General features: G+C 47.0%; 20 protein-coding genes. 10 read left to right on the plus strand and 10 right to left on the minus strand.

The annotated features are described in order from the left end of the window. The first annotated feature begins 149 nt into the window (after positions 1 to 149). Entirely contained in the window at positions 150 to 524 is a 375-nt protein-coding gene (locus ACYVGR_RS03825; protein WP_460953955.1) for a nuclear transport factor 2 family protein, read from the plus strand. A 153-nt stretch (positions 525 to 677) separates the two neighbouring features. On the opposite strand, the gene ACYVGR_RS03830 is transcribed toward ACYVGR_RS03825, so the two are convergent. Then, positions 678 to 1,289 carry a Crp/Fnr family transcriptional regulator gene (locus ACYVGR_RS03830; RefSeq protein WP_460953956.1) on the minus strand — a complete coding sequence of 204 codons (612 nt, stop codon included), beginning with the start codon at positions 1,287 to 1,289 and terminating at the stop codon, positions 678 to 680. A 178-nt stretch (positions 1,290 to 1,467) separates the two neighbouring features. Between ACYVGR_RS03830 and ACYVGR_RS03835 the strand changes: the two genes are divergently transcribed. Beyond that, on the plus strand, positions 1,468 to 2,451 hold the full coding sequence (locus ACYVGR_RS03835) for a quinone oxidoreductase family protein (RefSeq protein WP_460953957.1): 984 nt from the start codon (positions 1,468 to 1,470) through the stop codon (positions 2,449 to 2,451). A 380-nt stretch (positions 2,452 to 2,831) separates the two neighbouring features. Here ACYVGR_RS03835 and ACYVGR_RS03840 read toward each other — a convergent pair whose 3' ends face one another. Further along, positions 2,832 to 3,680 (minus strand): hypothetical protein, encoded by an 849-nt coding sequence (locus tag ACYVGR_RS03840; protein ID WP_460953958.1) that lies wholly within the window; start codon positions 3,678 to 3,680, stop codon positions 2,832 to 2,834. A gap of 241 nt (positions 3,681 to 3,921) precedes the next feature. On the opposite strand from ACYVGR_RS03840, the gene ACYVGR_RS03845 reads away from it, so the two are divergent. Beyond that, the gene (locus ACYVGR_RS03845) at positions 3,922 to 4,296 is read left to right on the plus strand and encodes a VOC family protein (protein WP_460953959.1); all 375 of its coding nucleotides are present in this window, start codon (positions 3,922 to 3,924) and stop codon (positions 4,294 to 4,296) included. A 36-nt stretch (positions 4,297 to 4,332) separates the two neighbouring features. On the opposite strand, the gene ACYVGR_RS03850 is transcribed toward ACYVGR_RS03845, so the two are convergent. Next, complete coding sequence (locus ACYVGR_RS03850; protein ID WP_460953960.1) at positions 4,333 to 5,079, minus strand: DUF6597 domain-containing transcriptional factor; 747 nt, start codon at positions 5,077 to 5,079, stop codon at positions 4,333 to 4,335. Between the two features lie 635 nt (positions 5,080 to 5,714). Then, positions 5,715 to 6,893 (minus strand): FAD-dependent oxidoreductase, encoded by a 1,179-nt coding sequence (locus ACYVGR_RS03855; protein ID WP_460953961.1) that lies wholly within the window; start codon positions 6,891 to 6,893, stop codon positions 5,715 to 5,717. A gap of 88 nt (positions 6,894 to 6,981) precedes the next feature. On the opposite strand from ACYVGR_RS03855, the gene ACYVGR_RS03860 reads away from it, so the two are divergent. After that, the gene (locus tag ACYVGR_RS03860; protein ID WP_460953962.1) at positions 6,982 to 7,926 is read left to right on the plus strand and encodes a helix-turn-helix transcriptional regulator; all 945 of its coding nucleotides are present in this window, start codon (positions 6,982 to 6,984) and stop codon (positions 7,924 to 7,926) included. 368 nt (positions 7,927 to 8,294) lie between these two features. On the opposite strand, the gene ACYVGR_RS03865 is transcribed toward ACYVGR_RS03860, so the two are convergent. The 4 genes from ACYVGR_RS03865 to ACYVGR_RS03880 all read right to left on the minus strand — a co-directional run bounded on the left by ACYVGR_RS03865 (position 8,295) and on the right by ACYVGR_RS03880 (position 13,084). Continuing rightward, positions 8,295 to 9,374: a PA14 domain-containing protein gene (locus ACYVGR_RS03865; RefSeq protein WP_460953963.1), complete on the minus strand. Its 1,080-nt coding sequence runs from the start codon at positions 9,372 to 9,374 to the stop codon at positions 8,295 to 8,297. Positions 9,375 to 9,626: 252 nt separating this feature from the next. Next, positions 9,627 to 12,029 carry an ABC transporter permease gene (locus ACYVGR_RS03870; RefSeq protein ID WP_460953964.1) on the minus strand — a complete coding sequence of 801 codons (2,403 nt, stop codon included), beginning with the start codon at positions 12,027 to 12,029 and terminating at the stop codon, positions 9,627 to 9,629. Between the two features lie 53 nt (positions 12,030 to 12,082). Next, positions 12,083 to 12,580, minus strand: coding sequence for a hypothetical protein (locus tag ACYVGR_RS03875; protein ID WP_460953965.1), 498 nt, complete (start codon positions 12,578 to 12,580; stop codon positions 12,083 to 12,085). 150 nt (positions 12,581 to 12,730) lie between these two features. After that, entirely contained in the window at positions 12,731 to 13,084 is a 354-nt protein-coding gene (locus ACYVGR_RS03880) for a PadR family transcriptional regulator (RefSeq protein ID WP_460953966.1), read from the minus strand. 209 nt (positions 13,085 to 13,293) lie between these two features. On the opposite strand from ACYVGR_RS03880, the gene ACYVGR_RS03885 reads away from it, so the two are divergent. Continuing rightward, on the plus strand, positions 13,294 to 13,518 hold the full coding sequence (locus ACYVGR_RS03885; protein ID WP_460953967.1) for a hypothetical protein: 225 nt from the start codon (positions 13,294 to 13,296) through the stop codon (positions 13,516 to 13,518). A 131-nt stretch (positions 13,519 to 13,649) separates the two neighbouring features. Here ACYVGR_RS03885 and ACYVGR_RS03890 read toward each other — a convergent pair whose 3' ends face one another. Continuing rightward, positions 13,650 to 15,668 carry a M13 family metallopeptidase gene (locus ACYVGR_RS03890; protein WP_460953968.1) on the minus strand — a complete coding sequence of 673 codons (2,019 nt, stop codon included), beginning with the start codon at positions 15,666 to 15,668 and terminating at the stop codon, positions 13,650 to 13,652. A gap of 353 nt (positions 15,669 to 16,021) precedes the next feature. Between ACYVGR_RS03890 and ACYVGR_RS03895 the strand changes: the two genes are divergently transcribed. The 5 genes from ACYVGR_RS03895 to ACYVGR_RS03915 all read left to right on the plus strand — a co-directional run bounded on the left by ACYVGR_RS03895 (position 16,022) and on the right by ACYVGR_RS03915 (position 24,461). Beyond that, positions 16,022 to 17,788 (plus strand): tetratricopeptide repeat protein, encoded by a 1,767-nt coding sequence (locus ACYVGR_RS03895; protein ID WP_460953969.1) that lies wholly within the window; start codon positions 16,022 to 16,024, stop codon positions 17,786 to 17,788. Positions 17,789 to 17,894: 106 nt separating this feature from the next. Beyond that, a complete protein-coding gene (locus ACYVGR_RS03900; protein WP_460953970.1) occupies positions 17,895 to 18,128 on the plus strand; it encodes a hypothetical protein in 234 nt (77 codons plus the stop codon). Positions 18,129 to 18,147: 19 nt separating this feature from the next. After that, positions 18,148 to 22,635, plus strand: coding sequence for a putative Ig domain-containing protein (locus tag ACYVGR_RS03905; protein ID WP_460953971.1), 4,488 nt, complete (start codon positions 18,148 to 18,150; stop codon positions 22,633 to 22,635). Between the two features lie 81 nt (positions 22,636 to 22,716). Further along, a complete protein-coding gene (locus tag ACYVGR_RS03910) occupies positions 22,717 to 23,427 on the plus strand; it encodes a DUF1028 domain-containing protein (protein WP_460953972.1) in 711 nt (236 codons plus the stop codon). Between the two features lie 194 nt (positions 23,428 to 23,621). Continuing rightward, positions 23,622 to 24,461 carry a CPBP family intramembrane glutamic endopeptidase gene (locus tag ACYVGR_RS03915; RefSeq protein WP_460953973.1) on the plus strand — a complete coding sequence of 280 codons (840 nt, stop codon included), beginning with the start codon at positions 23,622 to 23,624 and terminating at the stop codon, positions 24,459 to 24,461. A gap of 563 nt (positions 24,462 to 25,024) precedes the next feature. Here the strand turns inward: ACYVGR_RS03915 and ACYVGR_RS03920 are convergent. After that, positions 25,025 to 25,954: a ketopantoate reductase family protein gene (locus ACYVGR_RS03920; RefSeq protein ID WP_460953974.1), complete on the minus strand. Its 930-nt coding sequence runs from the start codon at positions 25,952 to 25,954 to the stop codon at positions 25,025 to 25,027. Between the last annotated feature and the right edge of the window lie 18 nt (positions 25,955 to 25,972).

Here is a 25,972-nt window from a genome sequence, read left to right on the forward strand (position 1 = left end):
GGTTGGGATGACCAGTATCTGCTTAACATTCTTACCCTTTTTTAAATGCGTTTAACCTGATTGACATTAGTCAATTCGTTTTCGTGATATAGGTCAATGCATATTCACGTATACACCTGCTACTTTTGACCTATCAAAAACAGGCAATTATGGACCTATCAGCAACACTTTTGGAAGACAGTCTGCTCGTCATCTGGAATGACCGAAACGCAGAAAATAGATTGGAAGCAATGAAAGCGATTTATGCCGCTGATATTGTCTTTTACGAAACAAACGGAGGCCCCGCCATTACCGGTTACTCGGCCATCAATGAGGTAATTTCAGGATTACAGGCCCAATGGCCATCCGAATTCCAATTTGAATTGACCAGCCCAGCCAAAGTGAACCATCAGGTGCAACATATCTCCTGGCGACTTGGCATTCCGGGTCAACCTATGGTCGCTTCTGGAATGGATGTTGCCCTTATTGATAATCACAAAATAAAGTCGCTTCACCTTTTTTTAGACACTCCGGAAAACGCCTAGTGCTTTGGCAAACTAGATTCTAGGGGATTCTATAGATTCTCGGGGCCGCCCGCGCGGTTGGCCCTATTGTGCTGATAGTCAAAGACAATAGAATCCAAAGAAGCTATAGAAGCTAAATTGGACGAGTACTAGCTTGACAAGATCTCAGGTCGTTTAATCCTTACCCGAGTACTGTTTTTTCCGGATGCGGCTTAGGGTCTCGGGCGATATGCCCAGGTAGGAAGCAATCATACTTTGTGGAAAGCGTCGGATAAACTCAGGATATGTTCTAGCCAACAACTCATATCGCTCTTCTGCATCGAGGCTAATCGACGATTGAAGGCGCTTTTGAGTAGCAATTGTTCCTTTTCGGTCAATTTCCCGAATCATTCGATCAATGGCAGGTACCACGTTCAGCAACTCCTGCAAACCTTCATTGGTCACCAGAAGAACATTCGAGTCCTCGGTCATATCGATATAATAAAGCGACGGTGTCTGCAGGTTGTAGCTCTCATAATCGCCCAGCCACCACGATTCAATAGCCAGTCGAATAATCGATTCCTGGCTATTTTCTTTTATCGTATACATTCTCCCGGCCCCATTGACGATAAAGGCCATGTGCTTACATACGTCTCCTTCCTGCAACAAATACTGACGTTTTCGTAAGTGTCTCTCCTTAAACGTTTTTTGGATCAGTTCTTTTTCTGAATCGCTTAATATAAGTGAGGATTTAGATTCAATGTAGTCAAAAAGAGGTCCGTAGGTAGTCATAGAAGGCGTATTCATCCGTCCGATCGTGAAACAGTAGCTACGGGTAAAAGTAATCAAATCGTCAGCGACGCACAATTACGAATGGTTCGATCGTACTGTACATTGACAAATGTCAAGCCGAATTTGCTGCGTTTGTCAAGAGAGCTCCGTTTGAATAACCCCAATTTTGGCCTGTCAAAACAAGAGCAAAACAATGAAAACTACAGACAAAAGTGGGGTTGTTCGCATCAGCAGGCAAGGGTCGCCCGCTGTATTTGAGTATGTCAGCGAAACCGTTGTTGCCCCCAACGAACATGAAGTCTTAATCAGCCAGAAAGCTATAGCGCTCAATTTTGTTGATGTCCTGTTTAGAAATGGCAGCTTTCCTCTAAACCAGCTCCCGGCTACTCTCGGCGTGGAAGCCTCGGGGGTTGTTGAAGCCGTCGGTAGCGGTGTCACCGAGTGGAAAATAGGTGACCGGGTTGCGTATTACTTTTCTCTGGGAGCATATGCTGAAAAGCGATTGATTCATCAGGACCAGTTGATCCGATTACCCGAAGATGTATCCTTTGACGAAGCCGCTTCGCTACTGGCGAAAGGCCTTACAGCTCGGATGTTGGTTAAAGAGGCTTATTCAATACAAGCCGGTGATACCGTTCTGGTTCATGCCGCAGCGGGCGGAGTCGGGTCTCTCGTAAGCAGATGGGCCAAATCGTTAGGAGCTACCGTCATCGGCACGGTAGGCGTTGCGTCAAAAAAAGCCCAGGTACAAAGCCAGGGAGTAGACCTGGTCATTGCGCTCGATTCGGAGGATACAATTGAGAAAGTCAATTCCTTCACAAAAGACCAAGGGGTTCAAGCGGTATTTGATGGAGTAGGCAAAGCGACCTTCGGCATATCAACTCAAGTCGTACAAAAAAAGGGCACTGTTGTTCTGTATGGCGGTGCGTCTGGTACACCCCAAATTGACACCGCTTATCTCGAAGCCAAAGAAATTAACCTTGTCCGTCCGGCGCTTAGCCAATATCTACCCGACAAACAAAGTCTGAATACAGCGGTAGAAGAGTTATTTGAGGCTTTTCGCCGTGGTGTGTTTGGAGAGATTAAGCCTACTAGTTATCCCTTAACGGAGGTATCCAAAGCCCATCAGGATCTGGAAGCGGGCCGAACAACCGGCTCAATTATACTTCACCCTTAATTATTTAGTTCAAACGCATTCATTTTCAATCACATGTCAACGTTAAGAAACAAAACGACCCTGGTTACGGGTGGTAGTCATGACATTGGAGCTGGGAACAAAATGCCTAATCTAAATAGCTAGCCTGCTGACATTTATTCAATCTTGATCAATCTTAAGGCATAGATCGTTATCAATCAAAAAGCGGCCAGAATGAGCCGCTTTTTGATTAAGAGGTTGTTTAACGTTGAGTAAAATGGTCTATAGTAAAGCCGCTATAGGTAGCAGCGAACAACTGAAAGGAATAAACCACCTATACTTTTAGGAAACCTAAAGTAGGCCAGATTCAAAGCACTAACCCTACAGCCTCTGCTTATCTTGGCTGCACATATAGATTCGCTTTATTTAACTATAGTAAGTGTACGATTAGCTAAATTCAACAAATTAAGCGCCATCAAATAGGGCATAATGAAGGGGAAAGCAGGAATAGAGACTAAGTAGGTGGCAATCACCAATAGTTCAACCGAAAAGGAGGGCAACACACTCAGCAAAGCGCCGACCAGGCTGAAGATCAGATAAAGCCGGCAAGCGCTGGGCTTGAACCAACCAACCGATTGTAGGGCTTGTGCAAAACCAGCGGTAGCCAAATAAAATAGGGCAACCTCCACCCCACTGATCCACGTAAACAGGGCTCGCATAGCCAAATACCAATCGGGTCGCTTGGCGATGGAGACCGCTGAAAAGTGGGTGAACGATTCGACTAAAAAGCTCCCCCAATACACCATGTTGAGGATAAATAAAGGAAGCGCTATACCCATAGCCAGTAAGCCAAGTAACCAGTACGTCTTCTCACCACTTTGCCGAAGTTGGTTGGCCAGTAAGGCGAGTCCAGCCGTGATTGAAATTCCTCCTGCTAGTAACAATGCATAGCGAATCTGTTGTTCAGTAGCGGTGGCCACCCAGTCGGGAATAGAAGTAGGCGGAGGTCCCATGCCCGCGAACACGGTAAAAAAGATCCAAGGGATGATCACGAGTAAAGCAATGGCACCTCGTTGCCTTTGTTGAGGATCGAGGCTAGTTAGGCTATTATTTCCCAAACGCCAAACGGCAATGATCATCAGTAGGACATGAACTAGCCAGATGGGTAGATAGAGTTGGGGTTTGCTGTGGCCGATTGCTAACGCCACAGCAGCGGCTAAAAAGGGAACCAGGGTAAGGTAGATCCGGCTGAGTGCTTGTGGGTTGGTCATCAGGAAGTGGCTTGGCAAATTGGGCTACTTAAGGTAGCTAATCTACGCATTACTCAGCAAACTACGGTGAACGACGTTTTCCTACAAAAATGCTCCCAAGCGAGACGAACGAATCATCGTGCATTTACTTCAAGAATGTAACGTTTGATAAAATTAAAAACGCCCGTCAAATTGTCCGATTTGTCCAATTTACAGCGATGGCGAAAGAACAATTTTGTGCCATCACGTAAAGACAACGAACATGAAACTGAATCACATCAATATTGTCGTCACCGACGTTCCCAAAGCAATCCGCCTGTTTGAAAACCACTTCGGTTTCAAATGCATTAATAATCGAAAAGATATGATTGCGGTATTGACCAATACCGATGAGTTTGCCTTGGTTGTATGGTCTTCAAAACTCAACAAGGTGCAAACCGTACAATACCCAGAAAATTTCCATATTGGCTTTTATCAACCGAATCGGGAATCGGTAATCGCTATTTATGACAAACTTCAGGCAGAAGCTGTGGTGTTTGAGAGTGAGCCCAAGAAAATAAGAAATACCTTTGGGTTTTATTTTCACTTTGAGGGATTGATGATCGAAATCAGTATCATTCCTTCTTCATTTGAGTGAGCAGCACACCTATAGGGTCTCCACATTCGAGCAAAACTAGTCCTGGGTATAGTGGCCTAATTGGACAAATCGGGCATCTCGTTGCTGATAGAGTTGTTTGGGCGTACTACCCGTATGTTTTTTGGTTTGTCGGATAAAATGAGACTGATCATAATAATACGCCTGAGGGTAAAACTCCCCCTGACCAATCTGCGCTAAGGAAGAAAAAAACTGAAGTTGTTCTAAATATTCTTTTAGCGGTAAGCCAAACCTAGTCCTGAAATACCGATTGATTTGGCGAGCGGCCCAACCGGTTTCAAGAGCTAAGGCATGGACCGAAACGGCTCCTTTAGACTGATAGACGCACTCTAAAAGCTTGCGTTTTCTTGGGTCTATGATTGACCAATTGAGTTGTTGCTCTAGCAGCTCACTCATTGAATCGACAAACTTATCCAATGGTGTTTCGGCATGCAGCTCCACAGCCCCAAAATTCGTTGGCGGCTTTTGACTGGAATTGGTTGGCAAAGTAGTTTTAAGCAAGTATTCAACCGCTAAGAGTTTAAAGCGCACCCCGAATAAGACCCCTCCACTGGGGATGGTGATATCAAGTATATAAGTGGATAGACCAAAGAGGTCCATTTGGTTAGGTCGATCCGGTTGAAGTGAGATAATCAGTTCGATACCCGCGTCGGGCACTATTGTATAATGGCTATCTATGTCGGTGTTATTCTGGGTCTTCCAAAAAGTAAAGACGAAGTCGTTCAGGGGTCCGCTGGGCAGTTGATCGGAATAGTTGATAGTCATCAATGATCGTCACGAGGATTTAGTAAAGTAGTAACAAACAACTGAGCTAACAGAACAAACAGCAAAGGTCGGTCTTAGTTTTAACCTCCATTTAACCTCGTCGCAATAAATCCTCCCCAATAATACGAACGATCGTTCATATATCGGCTTCTTTCAATAGGGCGATTTGTAAAACGGAAAAGGAAAAAGTATCGAGCATAAATCAACGCTTTTAAAATCGGGAAGCTTGCCTGTTTATTCGTTTCACAAACTTTTTACTAGGTTTATTAACGCCACGTTTATACTCTGATAACTGATAGTGACAAAAGCAAGGCTGAGCGACAACACACCGGAGCCCGCAAAGACCCACTAGGGTAGATCCGCTTTATAGGTGTAACCCTGCAACCATCGACGTAATTGGCCTTGATCGTTTTGCGGATCTTGGTCGTTACCATACCCCCACCATACAACTACTATAAACACAACCTAATTTTATACAAAACTGAATGGTTGCAAAGGTGTTTCCCGAGGGTTTGCCTTACAGTTTATTCGCTTTGAGATAAAGCATCCCTTGTAGATAAGCGAAAACGGAACTTAAAAAGCTAATACAAAAAACGCCTGCCAGGATCGACAAAATCGCTTTGATTTCCATCGAATTAGCTATTATCGACAAAATGAAGTTGGTCATCGGTTAACACCAGCTGTGCGGTCATGCGCTGATATAAATCAGCTTCGGATGAGGTGCCAAAGAACGTGGTGAACGCCTTCAAACTAGCTGCATTTTGGGGTAGAAACGTTTCGGCATTACTTCGGGCATTGCCCTGAAATTTCTCAATGATCGGCTGCAGCAACGCATTGTAGTGCTGACAAGCCAGGTTGATATCATCGGGTGATTGGCTAATAAAATGCGCCAGTGCTTTAGCGCCGTAAAGCGATAAGGAAGCGCCCATGCCGGACAGGGCTGTAGGACAGTACCCGGCATCCCCAATCAGAACGATCCGCTTATTGATTAGATTGGGCGCATGAGCCATCCCCATTTTATCCGAAAAGAGCAGCCCATGTTGTAAGAAGCGCTCAATCAAGTGTTGCACCTCGCGACCATACCCTTTGAAAGTTTCCTTCAACAGGTGGTCCGCCTTGGCCTGTATGTTGGCTACTTCATCTGTATTGTAGATATAACACTGCATAGCCAACTCATCAGCACTGATGGGATAGATGGCCAAACTTTTGTTGACGTCGATAAACGTTTTGAAGGTACCCACAGGATAGGTGTGCTTCTCGTTCAGTCGACCACCCATATAGAATACATTGAAGTCTTCTACATGGCTATTGGCCATATAGCGGTTCCGGGTTGTGGATCGTAATCCTTCTGAAACCAGAAGAAGATCGGCTTCGATCAATTGGCCATTTGATAGGGTGACGTTTACGGTCTGTCCAGTTTGTTCGACTTGTTCAACACGGGTATTTAACCGAATGGTTACCTTATCCTGAATGGCATTGAGAAGTACGTGATGAAGTCCGCCCCGAGTGATTAGGCGGATCGATTGATTGATCTGCTGATTCATCTTCTGATAACTCACACTACGAATCAGTTGTCCATCCGAATCCAGGAAGTTCATAAACTCGGCCGGTGAGGAGGCCTCCAGCAGTTGCTGGCTCAGCCCCAATTCTTCCATAATGGTGACCCCAAAACTTTTTAAAGAAAGCAGAAAGCCAGCCTGAGTAAATTCGGTTGCTCTGTCGACGACAATGATCTGGTGACCTTGTTTTTGCAAGAGGTTAGCGGCCGTTAGACCCGCTATGCCGCCCCCTGAAATGAGGATGCGTTTTTTCATGATTGATACCAATTGTTTTTCTGCTACAAAATTCTTTACACCTTTACGAACAAAATAGTCGATTGACTAGGAAAAATAGTCCATAAGTATGGCTCTAGCACACAACCAGCAAACAATGCTTGAACTAGCGGTCAGATTGGGCATTCCCATGAGTACCCATCTGGAGGAGTTAGCCTTACTGGATCTTCACGAACTAAAGATTGTCGATCTACTTCCCAACATGATGGTCATGGTTCGTTCATTAGTCTCCAGGGAAGCGGTTTCATTTCGCAGAGATCCAATCACCCTACTGGAGCAGGGCTTGTTGATCACCTTTCAGAATATCGTTTCTGACCGAACGAAAGGAGTCGATGAGGTAAGTCAGGAACAGCCCCACGTACGAGTGATGCCGCTCCAACTGTCCAGTGAGATCCGTTTTCCGAAGCGATCCCGTATCCAACAGATTACGATCCTGATTGAGCTCGCTTATCTGCAGCAGTTCCTGGGAAACGATCAGCACCGGTTTAGTTATCTGTTTGAGCAGGAAAACACCTTCTGGATTGAAGATTTTATGTCCCCTCAAATGGCGTTACTGGTTGACGAGGTGGTCAATGCCCCCTCCGATGTAGCACTGTCAGCGTTTTATTATCGAACGAAGTCCCTTGATCTGCTGTACGTTTTATTCAACAACCTTTCCCGTCGGGAGTCGACCATCCATCATCCGATGCGCCCGGAGGAGATCGATGCGATTTATACCGTCAGAAATGCCCTGGCTTCCTCCCTGGATCGGCCCATACCCATTGAGGAGTTAGTAAAAGGAAGTGGCATGAATGAACTGAAACTACGGCAGTTGTTTACTCAGGTTTTTGGGAAAGGGCTGTATGGCTATTTCCAGCATCTTCGCATGCAGGAAGCCGCCCGCCTATTAAAAGACGAACGGCTAACGGTATCGGAAACAGGCTACCGATTAGGATTCAGCAACTTAAGTCATTTTGGGCGATTGTTCGAAGCGCATTTTGGGATGAAGCCCAAAAAATGGAGCAGTCGCTACTAATGGCTGACCGAAAAAGGAATCGTTCCCCTACTGGGCGTAGCTTACGGTAGATCGCCCTCCACGCTCAGTAATTGCTCCTGCCTAAGACGAGGGGGTGTCTATAATTCGGGCGTTTAGTGAATCAACTTTTATCCTATAATAAACAAATGGCTTCTTCCATTTAAAAGGCTTGGATTCAATCTAGTGCTTTGGCAAACTAGATTCTAGGGGATTATATCGATTCTCGGGGCCGCCCGCGCGGTTGGCCCTATTGTACTGATAATCAAAGACGATAGAATCCAAAGAATCTATAGAAACTAAATGGAACGAGTACTAGATAAGAAGAATTGGTTCTGGTTGGTGTCCTTCAATAGAAGGGCAAACAAAGATCAGCGAATAGTAATCTCTACGCGACGGTTTTTGCTCCGTTCGCTTTCCGTCGTGTTGTCTCCAAGGGGCCTTTTACTGCCAAACCCCTCTGTGGTGATCCGATCATCAGCTATTCCCCGTTGGGTCAGGTAGGTAGCAACTACTTTCGCCCGATACTCGGATAAGGCCAGATTCAGCCGAGGATCACCGACATTGTCTGTGTGGCCAGCAATATGGATGTGCCACTGTAGATTAGCCTTCATGGATTGAATCAGTTGGTTCAACTCAGTCGATGCTTCGGGCAGCAATACATAGCTGCTTTGCTCAAACTGCACAGTGCGTAAAATCAAGGGAACTCCGGGCGTGATCGCTGCTGGCGGTTCAGCATCCGACCGATGGATGATGGACACGGTTGCTGACGTATCTTTAACTAATACCGCCGTTATTTTTTTTGGTGGTATTAGTGCGGAAATCGGTTTCGGTTTTGCGAATTTTAGTTTTGCAGATAGTATCTGTTTGGGAGTCGTTGCAACAACGGCTGATAGCTTGGTAACGGCTGTGCTAATCGGTTTAGTAACTAGTGGAGCTTTCTCAAAAAAATATTGCGCAGCGATTGGTTCCCCACTTTCGGCAAATGGATTCAAGGCGGATTTGGCCGTTGGCGGTGGCTTCCAGTAAAGCTCAATTTCGCCCCACTCGATGGCGTTAAAATAATCCACCCGGAGATCATAATAGTGGCCTGCTTCCAGCACGATGCTGCCACGATAATGTTTATACGAGTTCAGTTGCCAGGAATCCAGCACCTTCTTATTGCCGACCCAAACCCGAATGCCGTCATTCACTTTAGCAAAAAACAGATACTCTCCCGTAGTAGGAGCCAGCAGTTTACCCGTCCAACGAATCGAATAGTAGGAGCGGGAAAGTCCCTTCCCTGGACTACGTCTGTCCCAGTTGAAACTGATGGCTGGATCGATTCGGGAGAAGGCTTTCTGTTCAAAATTCGTTCCAACGTAGTAATCACCTCTCAATCCTGACTGAGCCCAAGTCTGTTGCACAAGCAGACTAAGCAACATATATCCATGAAGTACGATTAGCTTCATAAACAGACTTCTACAGCAATAATATCCGTGACTAGAACGTAGAGTACAAGATTCTTTAATTCGGACATGCGCTTCCAGTTGCCCCCATTGTGTTTGTGGCCTAGCTGACTCGCGTTACCATAGCTGAGCGATACCTGCGCTCGCGGCTTTTCGCTAATACATCGCTTCTACCTATACAGGAAAAGGGAATAGATAAACGAGAAGCCGGAGGGAGGTTGATGATCAATACTCAACCAATCGAAACAAATCAGATTATTCGCTTTTTAGATAGATAATTGGATTGGCACGAGCCGCTTTCAGTGCTTGCCGCGAGACAGTCAGGCCGGTTATCAGACCCGTTAAAAGGAAAGTACCGGCTAGCAACCAACCATTGATCGAGATTCGATGCGTATATTGCTGTAACCAATTCGATAGCAGCCAGGCTCCCACTGGTGCAGCTAGTAAGAAGCCCAGACCTAATAACTTGCCAAACTCGCGTCCCAACAGCCAAAGCAGTTGTCCGGTTCGAGCGCCTAATACGCGACGAACACCAATTTCTTTTGCTTTTGTCTCCGTGAGGAACGTAACCAGCCCATACAAGCCCAGGCAGCTTAATCCGATAGCAACCAGCGCAAAGGCTTGGACAAAAGCGGCCAATAACCGCTCGAGTTCAGTAAAGTTTTCCAGTAGATCGGTTACGGCCTCGGCATGATATACCTGATCGGGCAAAACAGTATCCCAGACCTGTTGAATGGCCCGGTGAGCCTGATTGGAGGCCGTTGGACTCAATCGGAGCATGGCTATCCGGCTATGAGGAATATCCTTAATTAACGTGATGGGTAAAATGGGTTGGTGTAAATCGCCACTTCGAAAGTCGCGCACCACGCCAACAATAACCCGTTCGGCATCTTTCACCCGCAGGTGTTTTCCCACGATGGCGGCAGGCGAGGAAACACCTAACTGTTTGACCATCATTTCATTAACCAATACATCGCGGCCCGTCGTGTCGGTGGATCTGACGTTTCGACCGGCCACCAATGATAGGTCGAAAACGGACAGGTAATGCTCATCAATCGCCCGAAGCCGCGTGTCAAACGCTTCCGGTTCGGTAGCCGAATGGTAGCTGAACGGAACGGGCCGGTTATAAGGCGAAGCGGGGGGATCACTACCGAAAGTCACCTGTTCGACGCCTGGAATTTGCCCCCACTTCTCGCGTAGGGTCGAGAGGGGGGCAGAACCGTGTTGGGGCAAAAAAACGGCTACCGTCGATTCAGGCCGAAAGCCCCATGAGACCTGCTGCATGTGCCGAAGTTGTAGGGTGATGACGAGCACACTCAGAATGAAAATTTGCATCAGCACGAATTGCCCCCAAATGAGCCCCTGTCGAACAGTCAGTTTACCCGTTAGCCGCGTTGTCGATTGGCTAGCCAATGCTTTGGCGGGGTTGAAACGGGCCAAAACGAACGCTGGATATAGACCAGAGAGCAGCACAACCCCAATGAGTAGCCCCAGGAACCAGCCTACAGCCCGAGGCTGAGTCACATCCAGAATGGACAGGTTTGGTCGGAGCATATCGACGGTCGCGGCCAACGTACGATTAATGAACGGTAAACACAGTTGAGTGAACAGTAGGGCAACCAGCATCGCCCCAATCACCAGGAGGGTCGTTTCCAACATAAACTGACCAACCAATTGCCAGTTCGTGCTTCCCATTACTTTACGAACCCCGACTTCCTTGGCTCGTCTTAAGGCTCTGGCAGTTGCCAGATTGATAAAGTTGATGCAACCTGCCATCACGAGCAACACACCGACCCCTATTAAGGCATAGAGAACTGGCCGGGGAGCCATACCACTGCGTTCGTGATTGAGTTCGGCCAGCGGTAAAACCTGGTAATCGAAATGGTCGACGTCTTTGGCTGGTAGATTCTTACGCCGAATGAGGGGTAAACTTTGATGGAGAAGGATTGGGTCGGTTCCTTCCCGAAGTCGTACAAAGCACATGGCCTGTAAGCCTTTCCAGTCGTCTAAAGCGGTTGGGCCTTCCAATACGGGAATGGTAGCGTAAGACACAAAGGCATCATACCGAAGTTGGGTGTTTGTGGGGGGATCTTTAACGATACCCGTTACGGTCAGGTCAGTGCGGTTATCTAGTCGTAGCGTACGTCCTATGGCCGAGGCTGAGTCGAAAAATTTACGCGCGTATCGTTCACTCAGTACAATCGTGTTGGGAGCAGCCAAAGCGGTTTTACGATTGCCGCTCACCCATTCTACGCCAAATAGATCGAAATACTGAGGTTCGGTAAAGCAGACATTACGAGCTTCAGCAAATTTTTTGATCCAGCCGCCCTTTCCATTGGAGACACTTAGTGTACGCCCGAAAAAAGTCTCCAGCCTGACTGCGTTTTCGACAAATGCATAATCGCGCCGGAGCACTTCGGCCAGCGGACGAGGAGCCGCATCTGTGGGCATAGTTCTTTCTCCTTTGATATCGGTCACTAGCCAATAGGCCCGATCAATATGCGGGTGGTAGCGGTCAAAACTGAACATGTAATTGACTACCAGAAAAATGACTAAACCACTCGTTAATCCTACAGACAATCCTAGTAGGCTAATCAAATTGACATGCCAATGCTGCCACAGGTGACGCTTGGCCACTGTGAGGTAATGAATAATCATCGGAAAAAGGGGGTTAAGTAGAATGAATAGCTAGCTGACAGCTAAGCGAAGGGTTAGGTAGTTAGAGGCCGTTTTGATTTGCGAAGCTTGGTTGTCAGCCACCATCGAAGGAGTAGTATGCCCGCTAATCCCGCTGCACCCCAGGCCGTTCGAAAAGCGTCCATTGGTATGGCCAAAGGGCGGCTTACGACTAGTAGAAAACCGATCAAGAGCAGAAACGTGAGAATGCTGGAGAGTTGCATAAACTGAAAGGGCCTGGTTGCCGGACGTCGCTTCATCCGAATTCTAGCCTTTGACATCGTAGGCATTACCGATTGTAACTGGGTGCTGAACTCCCGAACGTACAACTGTTTTAGTTGAGCCATAGACTGAGAATTAGCCTGTTGCATAACCTGTTCAGACGCAGTCGGGAACGTTTGTCCCCGATCCATCTGATGTTCAATAAGGGAGGCAATATGGTCGAGTAGTTCGGCTTCTAATGCCTGATGCGGATTGGTTTGCTGAAACTGCTGAGCAATTTGATCGAGTTGAGCGCGAGACAGTTTGTTCATAAATAAGTGTAGGGCTAAAGGGGAACAGAGTATTTGTCCAATTTAGATTCTAGAGATTCTTTTGATTCTAATTGACAATTATATGCTGATAATCAGCAGAATAGTGACAATAGAATCTACAGAATCTACTTTGGTAAAGCAAGAGTTTGTTTATTGCCCGAAGACTACATTGGGCGTGGGATTGATGATCAATCGCATGAGTTGGATAAATCGCTCAAATTCGCCCGCCTTTCGAACAGCTGTCTCGCTCCCTGATGGCGTGAGCTGATAGTATTTCCGCAATCGCCCGTCCACCTCCAGACTTTGCGTCATGAGTAAGCCCTCATCTTCCAGTTTATGGAGTACGGGGTAGAGCGCGCCAAATGTAAGCGTGATCTCCCCACCCGTCCGCTCTTCAACGGCCTGCGTAATTTCGTATCCATACATGCGCCCCTGTTGAGCCAGCAATCGAAGAACGATGGTTTTCAGTGTTCCTCGTAAAAATTCCTGATTACCTGATTCCATTGGCTTTAGTTGATCGTTATGACTTATTTCCAAACAAAAATATATAAGAAAATTATATATAAAAATTTTAGAATCAAAATTTGCTTTTAGTGAGAGAGTAACTGTAGAAGGATCAATCCATCATAGGATTTGTAATAAAAACTGGTCTCAATAGTCTCCTAATTATATTCATCCCTAAACCAACCGATGCATACGAACCAACCAAATCGGTGCTGACCGATCGTTATATTTTTTTACTGGATCAGGTAGAGCAGTTGATTCGTTATCGTGGGCTGAGTGTCGCCATTTACACCAAAACGACCGATGGTGAACATGAAGTAAACGGGCTACTTGCTTACGATCGCAAGGTCGAACAAATGGCAGCAGAGCGTATTCGTGCCGTCAATCAGGCGGTTATCCAGGCAGGGAACAAGCTAAATTCCCCGAAAGAGTAAAAAATAAGCAGGTGCCCTTCGGCACCTGCTTACAGTTGTTAGCTATGAACCTATTTAAGCCTTCTGAATTTCTTTACCGCTGAATAGTTTTTATTTTCTAGTTTAAACTGGTTCTACCTTAAAGCTAAGCCTTACCAAACGCTTATTCTGTCCTTTTCGGGTTTATACATTTTATCGCCGGGCTGAACATCAAACGCTTTGTAAAAAGGCGTGAAATTCATCAGTGGCCCGTTTACTCGCCACTTGGCCGGAGAGTGCGGATTCGTATTGACGTACATCCCCATATAGGCGTCTCTTGTTTTGACCCGCCAGATTCGGGCTATGGAAATAAAGAAGCGCTGGTCAGGGGTAAAGCCGTCCAGTTTAGTTGTGTCTTTGCCTTGCTCGGTCAATTTAAAGGCATCATAGGCAATGGCTACACCAGCAATGTCGGCGGTGTTTTCGCCCACGGTTAAGGCCCCTTTTACATGCACCGAATCCAGCACTGTAAACGAATTGTACTGGTCGATCACTTGCTGGGTTTTCCCTTTGAATTTGGCATAATCGCTTTTGGTCCACCAGTTGGTCACGTTGCCGTATTTATCATACTGGGCTCCCTGGTCGTCAAACGAGTGGGTTATTTCATGACCAATCACCATCCCGATTCCCCCATAATTCAGCGCATCGTCGGCATTTACATCGAAATAAGGAGGCTGTAAAATGCCCGCCGGGAACACGATTTCGTTAAGTGGCGGATTGTTGTAGGCCGTAACAGTAGGTGGTGTCGTATGCCATTCTGTTCTGTCGACAGCTTTGCCGACTTTAACCAGCCGGTCCAGGTACTCATTTTTCGTAGCGGCCAACCGATTCTCAAAGTAAGCGTTTCGGCTTATGGTTACGTGCGAGTAATCCCGCCATTTATCTGGGTACCCAATTTTTTGCGAGAACGCATGCAGTTTGTCTTTCGCCTTGGCTTTGGTGGAATCGCTCATCCAGTCCAGGCGATTGATGCGGGCTTCAAAGGCTTTCTTGAGGTTATCGACCAGAACCGCCATCCGTTTCCGGGCCGATTCCGGAAAGTATTTTTTCACGTACAACTGCGCCAACGCATCGCCCAGCGAGCGATCAACAGCCTGCGTCATTTCTTCGGCACGGGTTTGTTTAACGGCCTGCCCAGTTAAAATCTTGGCATAGGCAAACGACGCATCGATAAACGGCTGGCTTAAGAAATTCGAATAGTTGGTCAGCGCACGGGCTTTCAAATAGACTTTCCAATCCTCAATGGGAACAGATGTTAACAACGTATTCAACTGATCATAATAGGCGGGTTGTCCTACGTTAATGGAGTCAACCTGTAGGCCTAAGTCGGTTAGCAGCGTTGCCCAATGCAGAGCGGGCTGTTTACTCGCCAAATCAGCGACTGCCAGTTTATTGTAGTTTGCCTTTACGTCTCGAAGTTCAATGTTTGTTCGATGGGCAGTCGCCAGTTGTTTTTCAAGGGCATATGCAACGGCGGCATTCTTACTGGCCGTAGTTGGCTCAGTTCCGATCAGTTCAAACAGGCGAGTCAGGTAGTTTTTATAGGCCGTTTGAATCCCCAGTGTCAACGAATCGGTCTTGAAATAATAAGCTCGTTCGGGTAGTCCAATGCCCGTCTGACGAAACTGAGCAATATTGATTGAACTTCGTTTTTGATCGGGACCTACACTAAACCCAATAATAGAACCATCCCCCGATTTCTGTTCGTCAACCACCAGCTTCAACAGCGAAGTAACGTCGGTTATAGCGTCGATCCTGGCAATTATAGGCGTGATCGGTTCATAACCACGTTTGTTTATGGCGTCCATATCCATGCCCGACGCATAAAAATCACCCACTTTTTGTTCCAGGCTTCCGGGCGAATTTTTGCCAGCCGAAACACTGTCCAGAATCGCTTGTAGTCGTATCCGTTGTGGGTAATTCATGAAAGAATAAGAACCTACGCCCGTTTGACTGGCGGGTATGCGGGCGGTATCGTACCAAATACCGTTGGCATAGCTAAAGAAATCATCGCCGGGCTTTTTGGCGGCATCGACTCCTGTGATCACCACCCGCTTTGTCATCGGAACAGACATTCGCTGGCAGGCGCCTGCCAACAACAGGAGCAGCGAGAAAAAGATAACTTGTTTCATAGTTTGTGATAAGTACGGGGCAATATTGGCCAACCGATTTTCATTACGCCCAAAATTGGCTCAATTTACATTGATCTGAACTGGATGCATGTCAAAAAATCAATTTGACAACAACTAAGCCCGATTACGGCTTTCAAGACAAAACAAATCCAGGCGCACAACTACCCAACCCAAATAGGTTAACAAAGGCGTTTTCTGATAAAAATCGCGCAACAAAAATTTACCTTATCTTCATAATAGACAAAAACTAATTTAACTGACTTGTAAATTGTATACAAAATAGACAATCCTAAACCGATCACAGAGGGAGTCGATCGGATAGACAAATAGAATTTGCCAGACTTCGAACGCGTATGAAAGACTTTAGGGGGCGCCAACTTACGTTTCTTTTGGTCATCTTCTTCCTGAAAGCAGCTCCTGCCCTATCGCAAATTGATTCTCTTTTTCGATACAAGACCGATCAGCGCATTTTTAAGCTTTGGCAGCATCCGGTCTGGAAAGATATTTGGGAAGGGCCACACTATACCGCTAAGGATACTACCCGCATTTTTGCTCAATTGGATCGACTACAGGACTTCGCCAACCAGCAGGACGATGAGCGTTTATATTGGTACGCCGATTTGCAAAAAATCCTGTTTCGACATAATCTGGTTGACTTTACGGGTAAATTTTCGACGGTACTCGACGAAGCCGAAGCCCATATGGACCAATGTCCGGTGCCGGTTGTTAAGGCTTCGTACTGGCATATGCGCGGCATGTATTACTTTGGAGAGCGTGAGTTTGACAAGGGATTTCGGTGGCTACTCAGGGCGCAGCATGAGTTCGAGCGAATTGGTTATCAGAACATTCCCGAGATCAATAAATACTTAACCAATTTTGGAAGTCGCTATTATGCCTTTGAAGATTACGAAACGTTTCTCCAATATATGGAGATAGCGTTTCGCTATCCGTTTCTGACCAGGCGGGATGAAGTGGCCACTTACAACAACACGGCCATGGTTTATCAGCGCCAGAAAGCGTATGCCAAGGCCGAAGCCCTGTTTCGTCGGGTTATTGCCCGATCACGATCGTATGGCGATTCGACCTATGTAGGGATTGCTTCGAGTGGGCTGGGGCATAATTTACTGTTACAACAGCAACCTCGACAAGCCTTGCCTTACTTGTACACAGGCTATACTCATTCTATGAAGGAAGCGTCAGAGTTATCGTCCGTTACGGCACTATACCTGGCAGATGCGTTCTTATCGCTGGATAGCACGGCAAAGGCCAAAGCCTACATTGATCTGTCAACACAAATTATTACTCCCAATAAATACTGGGCCAATTACCCCCTCACCTATTATCAGGTTCAGGCGCTGTATTATAAAAAAGTACACAACTATCCGAAAGCAACGCTGTATCTGGACTCAACCCAATTGTTAAAAGATTCGTTACGGGCCGTTTTTACCAGTAAAGTGGTCACCAACTCAACCATTAAGCTGAATGCAGAACGGTATGTGAACCGTCTCGATCAGTTGGAAACCGAAAAGGCAAATGCTATTCTGATACGTAATATCATTCTTGTGGCCTTGGTTTTACTCACGGTTGCAGGGATTTACGCACTCAATCAGAATCGGCTAAAACGCCAGCGGGAGAAACAGATTCAGGCCGAGCAGCAAAAGCGTGCCGACGATCTGCTAGCGCACGCAACCACGCAGTTGGATCAATACATGAGTCATTTACAAGAGAAGAATGAACTCATTGAGAAGTTATCGACCGATCTGACCCAGGCAACCGACGCAGCGACTACATCAACCCAACGGACGTTACTTACCCCGGCCCCAATGGAAACGATGCTGCAACGGGTGATTCTGACCGAAGTGGACTGGCAACAGTTCAAGCACTTGTTCGAGCAGGTGTACCCCGGTTTCTTTCAGAATCTACAGCAAAACTATACCGACCTCACCCCCGCCGAAATTCGCCTGCTGGCGTTGTCGAAGCTGGGTATACCGAGTAAAGACATGGCCTTTATGCTAGGTATGGCGCAGGAAAGTGTTCGAAAATCGCGATACCGGCTTCGTAAAAAACTCGAACAACTACACCCAGACACTACCCTGGAAAGTCTCCTCAAAAACCTGTAGTACTCCCGACAACTAACACACAATGAGTTGATTGTGTACTTTTCTATGGCTTGTCCACGCTTTGTCCACGGGCAAAATTAGCGATTCACTTCACTCTTTTTCTGTTTTGCAGCGACCAACTGTTCTACCCAATTGGTCACGGATGCCTTTGTCCTATTCCTCATTTGCGGATGCCAGTCAACGTCGCTGGTGGCTCATGGTAACGCTTTTAGTGCTGGTTGCGGGCCTTCTCATAGGTGGGGTCTGGCTCTACTACGCGAAGCAGGTACAACAGCTTGACCAACAGCTCCATCAGCTACCCGATTCGTCGGCAGTGCCTGTTCTGAATAAACCTTCCTAACCATTTATCAATCAACATTATGAAGCACACGTTTACTCTTTTTTTAGTCAAACTAGCAGCACTCCTACTAACTGTACTATATCATCAGCACACGTTGGCGCAAGCGACTTATAGCACATGGCATCGCGACGCTGACAATGTGAATCAGCTGCTTGCTCAGCCAACGATCAGGCAGGAGTTATACAGCGAACCGGTAATTGGGGCGGTAGTCAAGACCGCATCGACAAACAACCAGCTTCTGGTTACCTGCCCAAATCCGCATCCAGATTATGCCCCTCTCGTTGACTTATATAATGCGACTAATGGACCTAACTGGAACACGAATACCAACTGGGTTACGAATTGCAACCCCTGTACCTGGTACGGGATTGGTTGTGATGGCAGTGGACGGGTGAGTTCGATAACCTTCGCGAAAAACAACACGAGTGGTACTCTGCCCGCCAGTTTGGGCAATCTGACCAGTTTGACGGCGGTTTTTATGCAGAACGCTAACCTGTCGGGGAGTATTCCGGAAAGTCTGAGTGCGTTAACCCAATTGAAATCGTTAAACTTGGGGAGCAACAAACTGACAGGTACTATTCCGGCTAGTTTGACGGTGCTCTCGAACCTGCAAACACTATTGCTTGGTTCCAACAAGCTAACAGGCAGTATCCCCGCCAATATGGGTGCTATGACGAGCCTCAAAATGGTGGATTTATCGATGAATCAGCTAACGGGCGGCATTCCAACCTCTATAGCAACACTGCCGAATTTGACTTCCCTTGACCTAACGGGGAATCAACTGACGGGTAATCTCCCAGCGGAATTCGGTAACAGCAGCACGCTGCAACGGCTTGTTCTGTACAGCAATGGGCTAAGTGGCTGTGTTCCCAATAGTTATTCCGCTTTATGCGGGAAAAGTGTTGATTTAGCGGCCAACCCAAACCTGCCCGGAGGAGGAAACTTTCAGGCGTTTTGTGCTAATCGAATGGGGAGCGATGTGATTACGGCAGGAGCCACGCTACCCGAAAGCTGCGTAGGTAGTACGATCAGTTTGACGGTCACCCCCGGAGATTCGTATCGTTGGCAGGGACCTATGAGTTTTTCAACAACCGATGGACAACCCACGCTACAACTGACGTCTGCCAATCAGAGTGGCCTTTACTCGGTAACCGTCACCAATGGGGTAACCTGCATGCCTACGGCATCGGTAAGCCTGACCGCCACCGAAACCGCATCGACCCCGGACTTACTGGCACTAAATGATTTTGCCTACTCAACAGGATTTCCGTACGATTGGTATGCCAATGGCTGGGGAAGCGGCTGTACGCCCTGTAGTTGGGAAGGAGTCACCTGTAATGAGCAAGGACGGGTAATTAAACTGGATTTAAGCAGCACAACTCTACCCATACAATTACAGGCTGCTATTCCTAACAGCTTTTCGGCTCTTAGTGAATTACGGGAGCTTAATTTTTCAAATTTGTCTTCCGTTGGGGGCACAAAATTACCCGTCAGCCTGACAGCTCTGACGAATTTAACAACAGTACTGCTTAATAACACGGGATTCGCTAGTGTGGACAATATGAAGTTGCTAGCCCTGATGCCAAGCATTAAGCATCTGGAAATGAAGCTATTTAAACTTAACCTTACGGAGGCTCCGCTGCCGCCCAAGCTAGAATATCTTGATATTAGTCGTAGTTCTTATTTAACAGAATCAGTAAAGTTGACTAGCTCTATTCTTACGAATCTAGCCTCCGTAACTAGCCTGCAATATGTCGATTTAAGCCAAAATTCCTTCAGTGTTTCGATCCCAGCCAGTCTGTCAGCATTAACGAACTTACAATACCTTAATTTATCGACCTGTAAATTGACAGGTGCTATTCCAACGCTGCCGACAAGTCTAACGTTGCTGAGCCTGGGTAATAACCAGCTAACCGATGGCCTGTCGGGGCCGATTGTAGCGCTAAAAAATATTCAACGTTTGTACTTGCCTAATAACCAATTCAGCGGTTATATCCCGGCTGGGCTGGGCCTATTGTCAAGGGTAGCGGAATTAGACCTAAGAAATAATAAACTAGTCGGTTGCTTCCCGGTTAGTCTGTCAGCCTTATGTGGCAAAACGGTTTTACTTGATGGGAACAATATAGCTAATGGGGGTAATTTTAGTGCGTTTTGTGCAACAGGCGCTGGCAGTGAAGCTGCCCCTCAACCTGACCCCGCCGAAACACAGGCCCTGATTGATCTTTATAACTCAACCAACGGCGCGCAATGGACGCGACATAATTATTGGGTTACGAGTAATTGTGGCCCTTGTGGCTGGGAAGGCGTCAACTGCGATGGCGATGGCCATGTTACAGCCCTGTTGCTCAGTGAGAATAACATGACGGGAACGATACCGGCCAGCTTATCGGCGTTAACTCATTTACAGCGATTGGAAATGGCCGTGAATTCGCTGAGTGGCCCGATTCAGGATGAATTGCTTGCCTTGCCAAATCTCGGATTTGTTCGACTGAGTAATAATCAGTTAAGTGGCTGCCTACCTGCTAGCCTCGCGCGTTTTATGGACTTTGACCGAGCTATTTATTTAGAGGGGAATCTGGGCATTTATGGTCAATATGTCAGTACGATAGACCTCCTTTTTGATTTCTCCACTCACAAACTACCAGCCTGCCATGAATTCGCACCCAATGCGAACCAGACGGCGTACGTCGGTACAGCCTTTTCATATACTGCTAGTCCATTGTCGACTAATTCATCACCCTTATCAATAACGTATTCGGCCAGCATCAATCCTGCCAATGGTTTTACGTTTGATCCAGCCACACAGGTTATATCAGGAAGCCCATTGGTAACGGGGACAAGTCAGGTGATCGTTACGGCACGAACGGCAGACGGCACGACGGCAACCTCCGCATTCACGATCCTGGTAGCGCAGTCCTGCACCAGCGCAAAACTGGATTCAACCGCGCTGGCCGACTTTTTTCAGATGTCGGGCAACGGTGCCTGGAAAACCAAAACCAATTGGCTATCAGGCTGTCCCTGTAACTGGTATGGCGTCAGTTGTAATGAGGCAGGACGGGTTGTAGAGCTGGCGCTACCAGCCAATTGGATGTATGTTCGCTTTCCGGCCAGCTTTACTTCACTCACCGAGTTGCAGCGACTCGATCTTTCGGGTAATGTTTTCGAAGGGACATTGCCTGATTTTGGGAATGGTTTGACGAAGTTGACCTACATCAATCTGGTAATTGCCAGCACGGGGGGCCTTACAGGAACAATTCCCGGAAGTTTGTCGGCGCTAACCAACCTTACCTATCTGGATTTATCTGGCCATCAGCTTACCGGGAGCATTCCGGCAGGGCTGGGTTTACTCACAAAGCTTCAGACGTTAACCCTGAAAAACAATCAATTAAGTGGCTGTTTTGAACCGACGTTGTGGAATCTTTGTGGGAAAAACGTAGACGTAAGCGGGAATACAAACCTGCCGGGTGGGGGCGATTTTACTAGTTTTTGTACAACTGGGGTTGGCAGTTGTTCAGGCGTTAACACGGCTCCAGTAGCCACCATCAATGTAAACCAAACGGCTACAACAGGACAGACTTTTTCGTACACAGTCAATGCATTTACGGATGCCCAAACGCCGGGCTTGCTAGGCTATTCGGCTACCATTAATCCTACCAATGGCCTGACCTTCGATCCGCAATCCAGGGCCATTAGTGGATCGCCATTGGCTAATGGTGTCAGCACTGTCACCGTTACGGCTACCGATCCACAGGGCTTGACGGCCTCTACTACGTTTACCATCACCGTCAATGCGGCACCTTGCCAGCTGACAGTAACTGCCCAGCCCAGTGCGACGACCATCAATGTAGGGCAGCTCTTGAGTTTAAGTGCTACGGGAGGCACAACCTACCAGTGGCTAGCCCCTTCCGGCGTTACGTTTACTGGCCCGGCCACCAACGCTGTAGTATCGACTACCCTACTGTCAGCTGGTCCGCAGGCGTTTACCGTATTGATTAGTCAGGGAGCCTGTAGTCAGGCGAAGATAGTGAGCGTTACGGCTACTAATGGGCCGGATTTGACGGCAACTATTAGTCTGCCCGATGCCAATTTTCCGGCTGGCAACAGCAGCAAAGATTTTATTGTAACCATTTATGAGGTTGGCTGGCTACCTACTTCATCGGGTAATATCACCATTACGTTGACTGCTCCTGTTGGCTATACCCTATCTTTTGCTCCTGAGTCGACTAGTATCAATGTGTCCGGAGGAACTAGTGAACCTGTTGCCGTGGATAATAGTCAGTGGCACATTAGTAATAATCTGAATGGCCGCCAGCTGAGTTTGACCATAAACCCCGGCACATTTATCGGGGCTGCGGCCCGGTCGATCATCGGCGTTACCCTTACGCGCACAACAGCCAGCTCAGGCAGTGTATCGAACATAACAATCAATGTAAACAATGACGCCAGTAAAAGTTATGATATAAAATCAACGAACAACGTTTATGCACGTATCTTGAATGCGCTATAAGGAACAAGTCTTATTGCAATTCACATAGACAACTTGTTGCCCATAAATTGCATCTGTGAAGAGTAATCAGTATGATTTTTTATGAAATACATTCTCCTCTGTTTGTCGTTTATTCTAGCACCAACGTATTCATGGGCTACCTGGTCGATCATCCTCATTAATCCTAAAACAGGTGAAATCGGCATTGCTGGTGCTTCCTGTACCTACAACTGTAGTGGTATCGGTAAAATCATTCCTGGTCAGGGTGCCATCATTGTCCAAGCCATGAGTAATGCCGATGCCCGACGGCAAGGAGCCCAGATGATTCAGGCTGGTTATTCACCTCAGGAGATTATCCAAGCCTTGCAAGATCCCGCTTTCAGTCCTGAAGAGCAACAGTACGCTGTGGTTACGCTACAACAGCTAGCCCAGCCAAGTACCTATACCGGAAGAGCTACGAATCCTGCTGGTGGGAGTTTAACCGCGACGGGTATTTCCATCCAGGGTAACACATTAGCCAATCAAGATGTATTATCGACTATCATGCAGGCGGTAGTAAAAGCTCAGGCCCAGGAGCTACCGATGGCCGAAATGCTTATGCTAGCCTTAGAGGCAGGCTCGGCGGCTGGTGGGGATAAACGGTGCGGAGAGCAGCGAGCGAGCTGTGCATTCATCCGCCTAGCTAGCCCAACTGATCGGTCCAACAAATCCAGTTTATTTCTGGAGTTTTTTGGTCAAAAGCGTGGGGGGCTGAATGCCGTCGAGTTATTACGAGGCAAGTATGAACGCTGGAAAGCCAAGCACCGTGGTTAGGGCATACATGAAAATCTGACGTCATCTATTATGAAGCCACAAGTACTTATTCTCACATAAACGCTCCCAGTTGAGACGAGAGAAGCTTATGGATAAAGCTCCGTTTTTTGGGGGGGTAGTGAAAGGCGTTTTTTGTCCTTAACTTCCGGCTCAATCTATTGGATGGACCGCCCAATCCTGAATAAAAACGTCTAATGAACCCACAAAGCCAAAATACATTTCTCCTCCAGGTGCAAAAGGGCAAATTCGAAGGGTGGCGATTTTTACTGTTTTTTGGTCTGCTTACTAGCCTGTTTCTACTGGCCTTTGTTGGCTTGCCTTGGCTAGTCGATGCAACCTATGAGGAGAATTCGATCAACCCTGATAGGCGGCAACCTATCCTCGATTTGGCGGGTGAAGGCCTACAATTCCTGATTGTATTGACCGGAATAGCCTGGGGGATAAACCGGATTCATCAACGAACATTCACCACTTTACTCTACACCCACCAAAAGCCGGTAGGACAATTCCTGGAAGGGCTTCTGGTTTGGGGACTATTGGTATTGAGCGGCACATTGATTACTAAACAGGGTGCTTTAACTGGCTCGCTTACTGTATCATGGCTCTATAGCTTACCCATAGCGGCCAGTGCTATTTTTATTCAGTCCTTCACCGAAGAGGTTATTTTTCGAGGCTATCTCTTACAAAGTGCCTCGCTGGTGCTGAAGCGTACTTCGTTCTTAGTGGTCATCCCTTCCTGTGTGTTTGGCCTTCTTCACCTTCAAAACGGCCTGAGTGATTGCCTACTAGCGAGTTTGTTCGGTTGCCTGCTCTCGTTGATCGTTCTGGAACGAGAAAATCTTGGCTTTGTCAGTGGGGTTCATTTTATAAACAACTTTATTTTTGGGTATGTAGTCGAGTCCGCTGGCCAGCCAACGAGTGAACCGGATTTTTTTGCCCTTGACCCTGTGGATATAGCCTTAACTTGTTGTCAATTCGGCTTACTGTTTGTGTACGTGAGTTATAGGCAAAAGCTAGCCAATAGGCCTGTTTGAGCAGACAAGAGCAATCCATTTACCAGCTAAACCCATAGATGTTCTACTTTACGTAAAGTAAGCCTTGGATTACCCATACTACTTCACCCACTTCTCGCCTTCAACTCGGCCATCGATGCGAGCTGAGCACTAAATAGCTTACTAGTGCTCATCCCATTTAGCTTCTATAGATTCTTTGGATCCTATAGATTCTGATTATCAGTATACTAGAATCGACCGCGCGGGCGGCCCCGAGAATCGATAGAAACAGGTAGAATCTATTTTGTCAAAGCACTAGTTTGTCAAAACACTAGGTATTTTCTCAAATTACGCTCCATTTTTTGAGATGAGGTAAACTGAAAACGAAAACCATCATTCTCGTTTGAAACCATAAATTTTCGCCCGTCTGGAAGAAGAAGGCCTTATCTAGGCAGGCCAATTGTATCGTGGTACCGCTCCGGGCGAAAGTCCTATAGGATTAAACAGGATTTTTGGGGCTAGGAATCCTGTTTAATCCCGTAATCCTGTCGAAAAACAGCTCAGGCTATTCAACCCTAATAAATTTCTCTTTATCCACCTGGAAGTTAGACAACTGGACTGACTGCCGACCGTAACTGGACCAGTTCTCCCAGTAATCGAGTGCGAGTTGCCAATTCTGGTTTTCCCAATTGGGTGGCCAGACGAGCTACTGCCAGATTCAGGGAATCTATTTCGGTTGGACGGTCGTGTAGAATATCGACCAGCGTAGAAATGAGTTGTCCGTCAGATCGTTGACTAATTTGTATCAACCGATTCTCGACGTCTTGCTGATTTAAGCGAATACCCACTTCGTTCGCAACGGCAATACATTCGCCGATGACCTCCCGCGCTAAAGCCAATGCTGACGTATTCCGATGAAAAAGACCATTGTCGATCCCGAGCAGCGGACAGATGGCGTTGAAAACACAATTGGTAATCACTTTTTCCCAGACAGTCTGTTGAATGGCCTGCTCAACCCGAAACGGAAATTGACTGGTATCAAGTTGTTCAACCAGATTTGCCAGTCTGGATTCATGTCCGCGCATGACGCCAATCGGGGATGCCGCTACGGGTTTATAGAGAACTGTATACGGTCCGCTTACCTGACTGGTTGCCAGCAGCACACATCGGTAAACCGCAGGGAAACCAGCTTCCAGAAATGGTTCTTCAATACCTAACCCATTTTGCAGTAAAACCAGCGGTGACTGGCCCGTCTTTCCCAAAAGTCGCTGGGCTAATTCCTGATTACCATACGTTTTAGTGGTCAACAGCACGATTCCGTCCAATGAATCGAGCTGGTCAAGTAGTCGAATCGGGATGCTTTCCAAAAATGAGTTACCATCGCTACAGTCAACTGTAACACTGGCGTCTTCATCGGTCAATGGCTGATTGGAACGACCGCGTATAAGCGTCACGTTTTTACCCGCGTGCTTCAATAAAACGGCCAGAGTCATGCCAATGGCACCAATTCCAATAATATAGATTGGGGTTTGCATGGTGATACGAATAAAGGT

The sequence above is a fragment of the Spirosoma litoris genome (assembly GCF_054776755.1).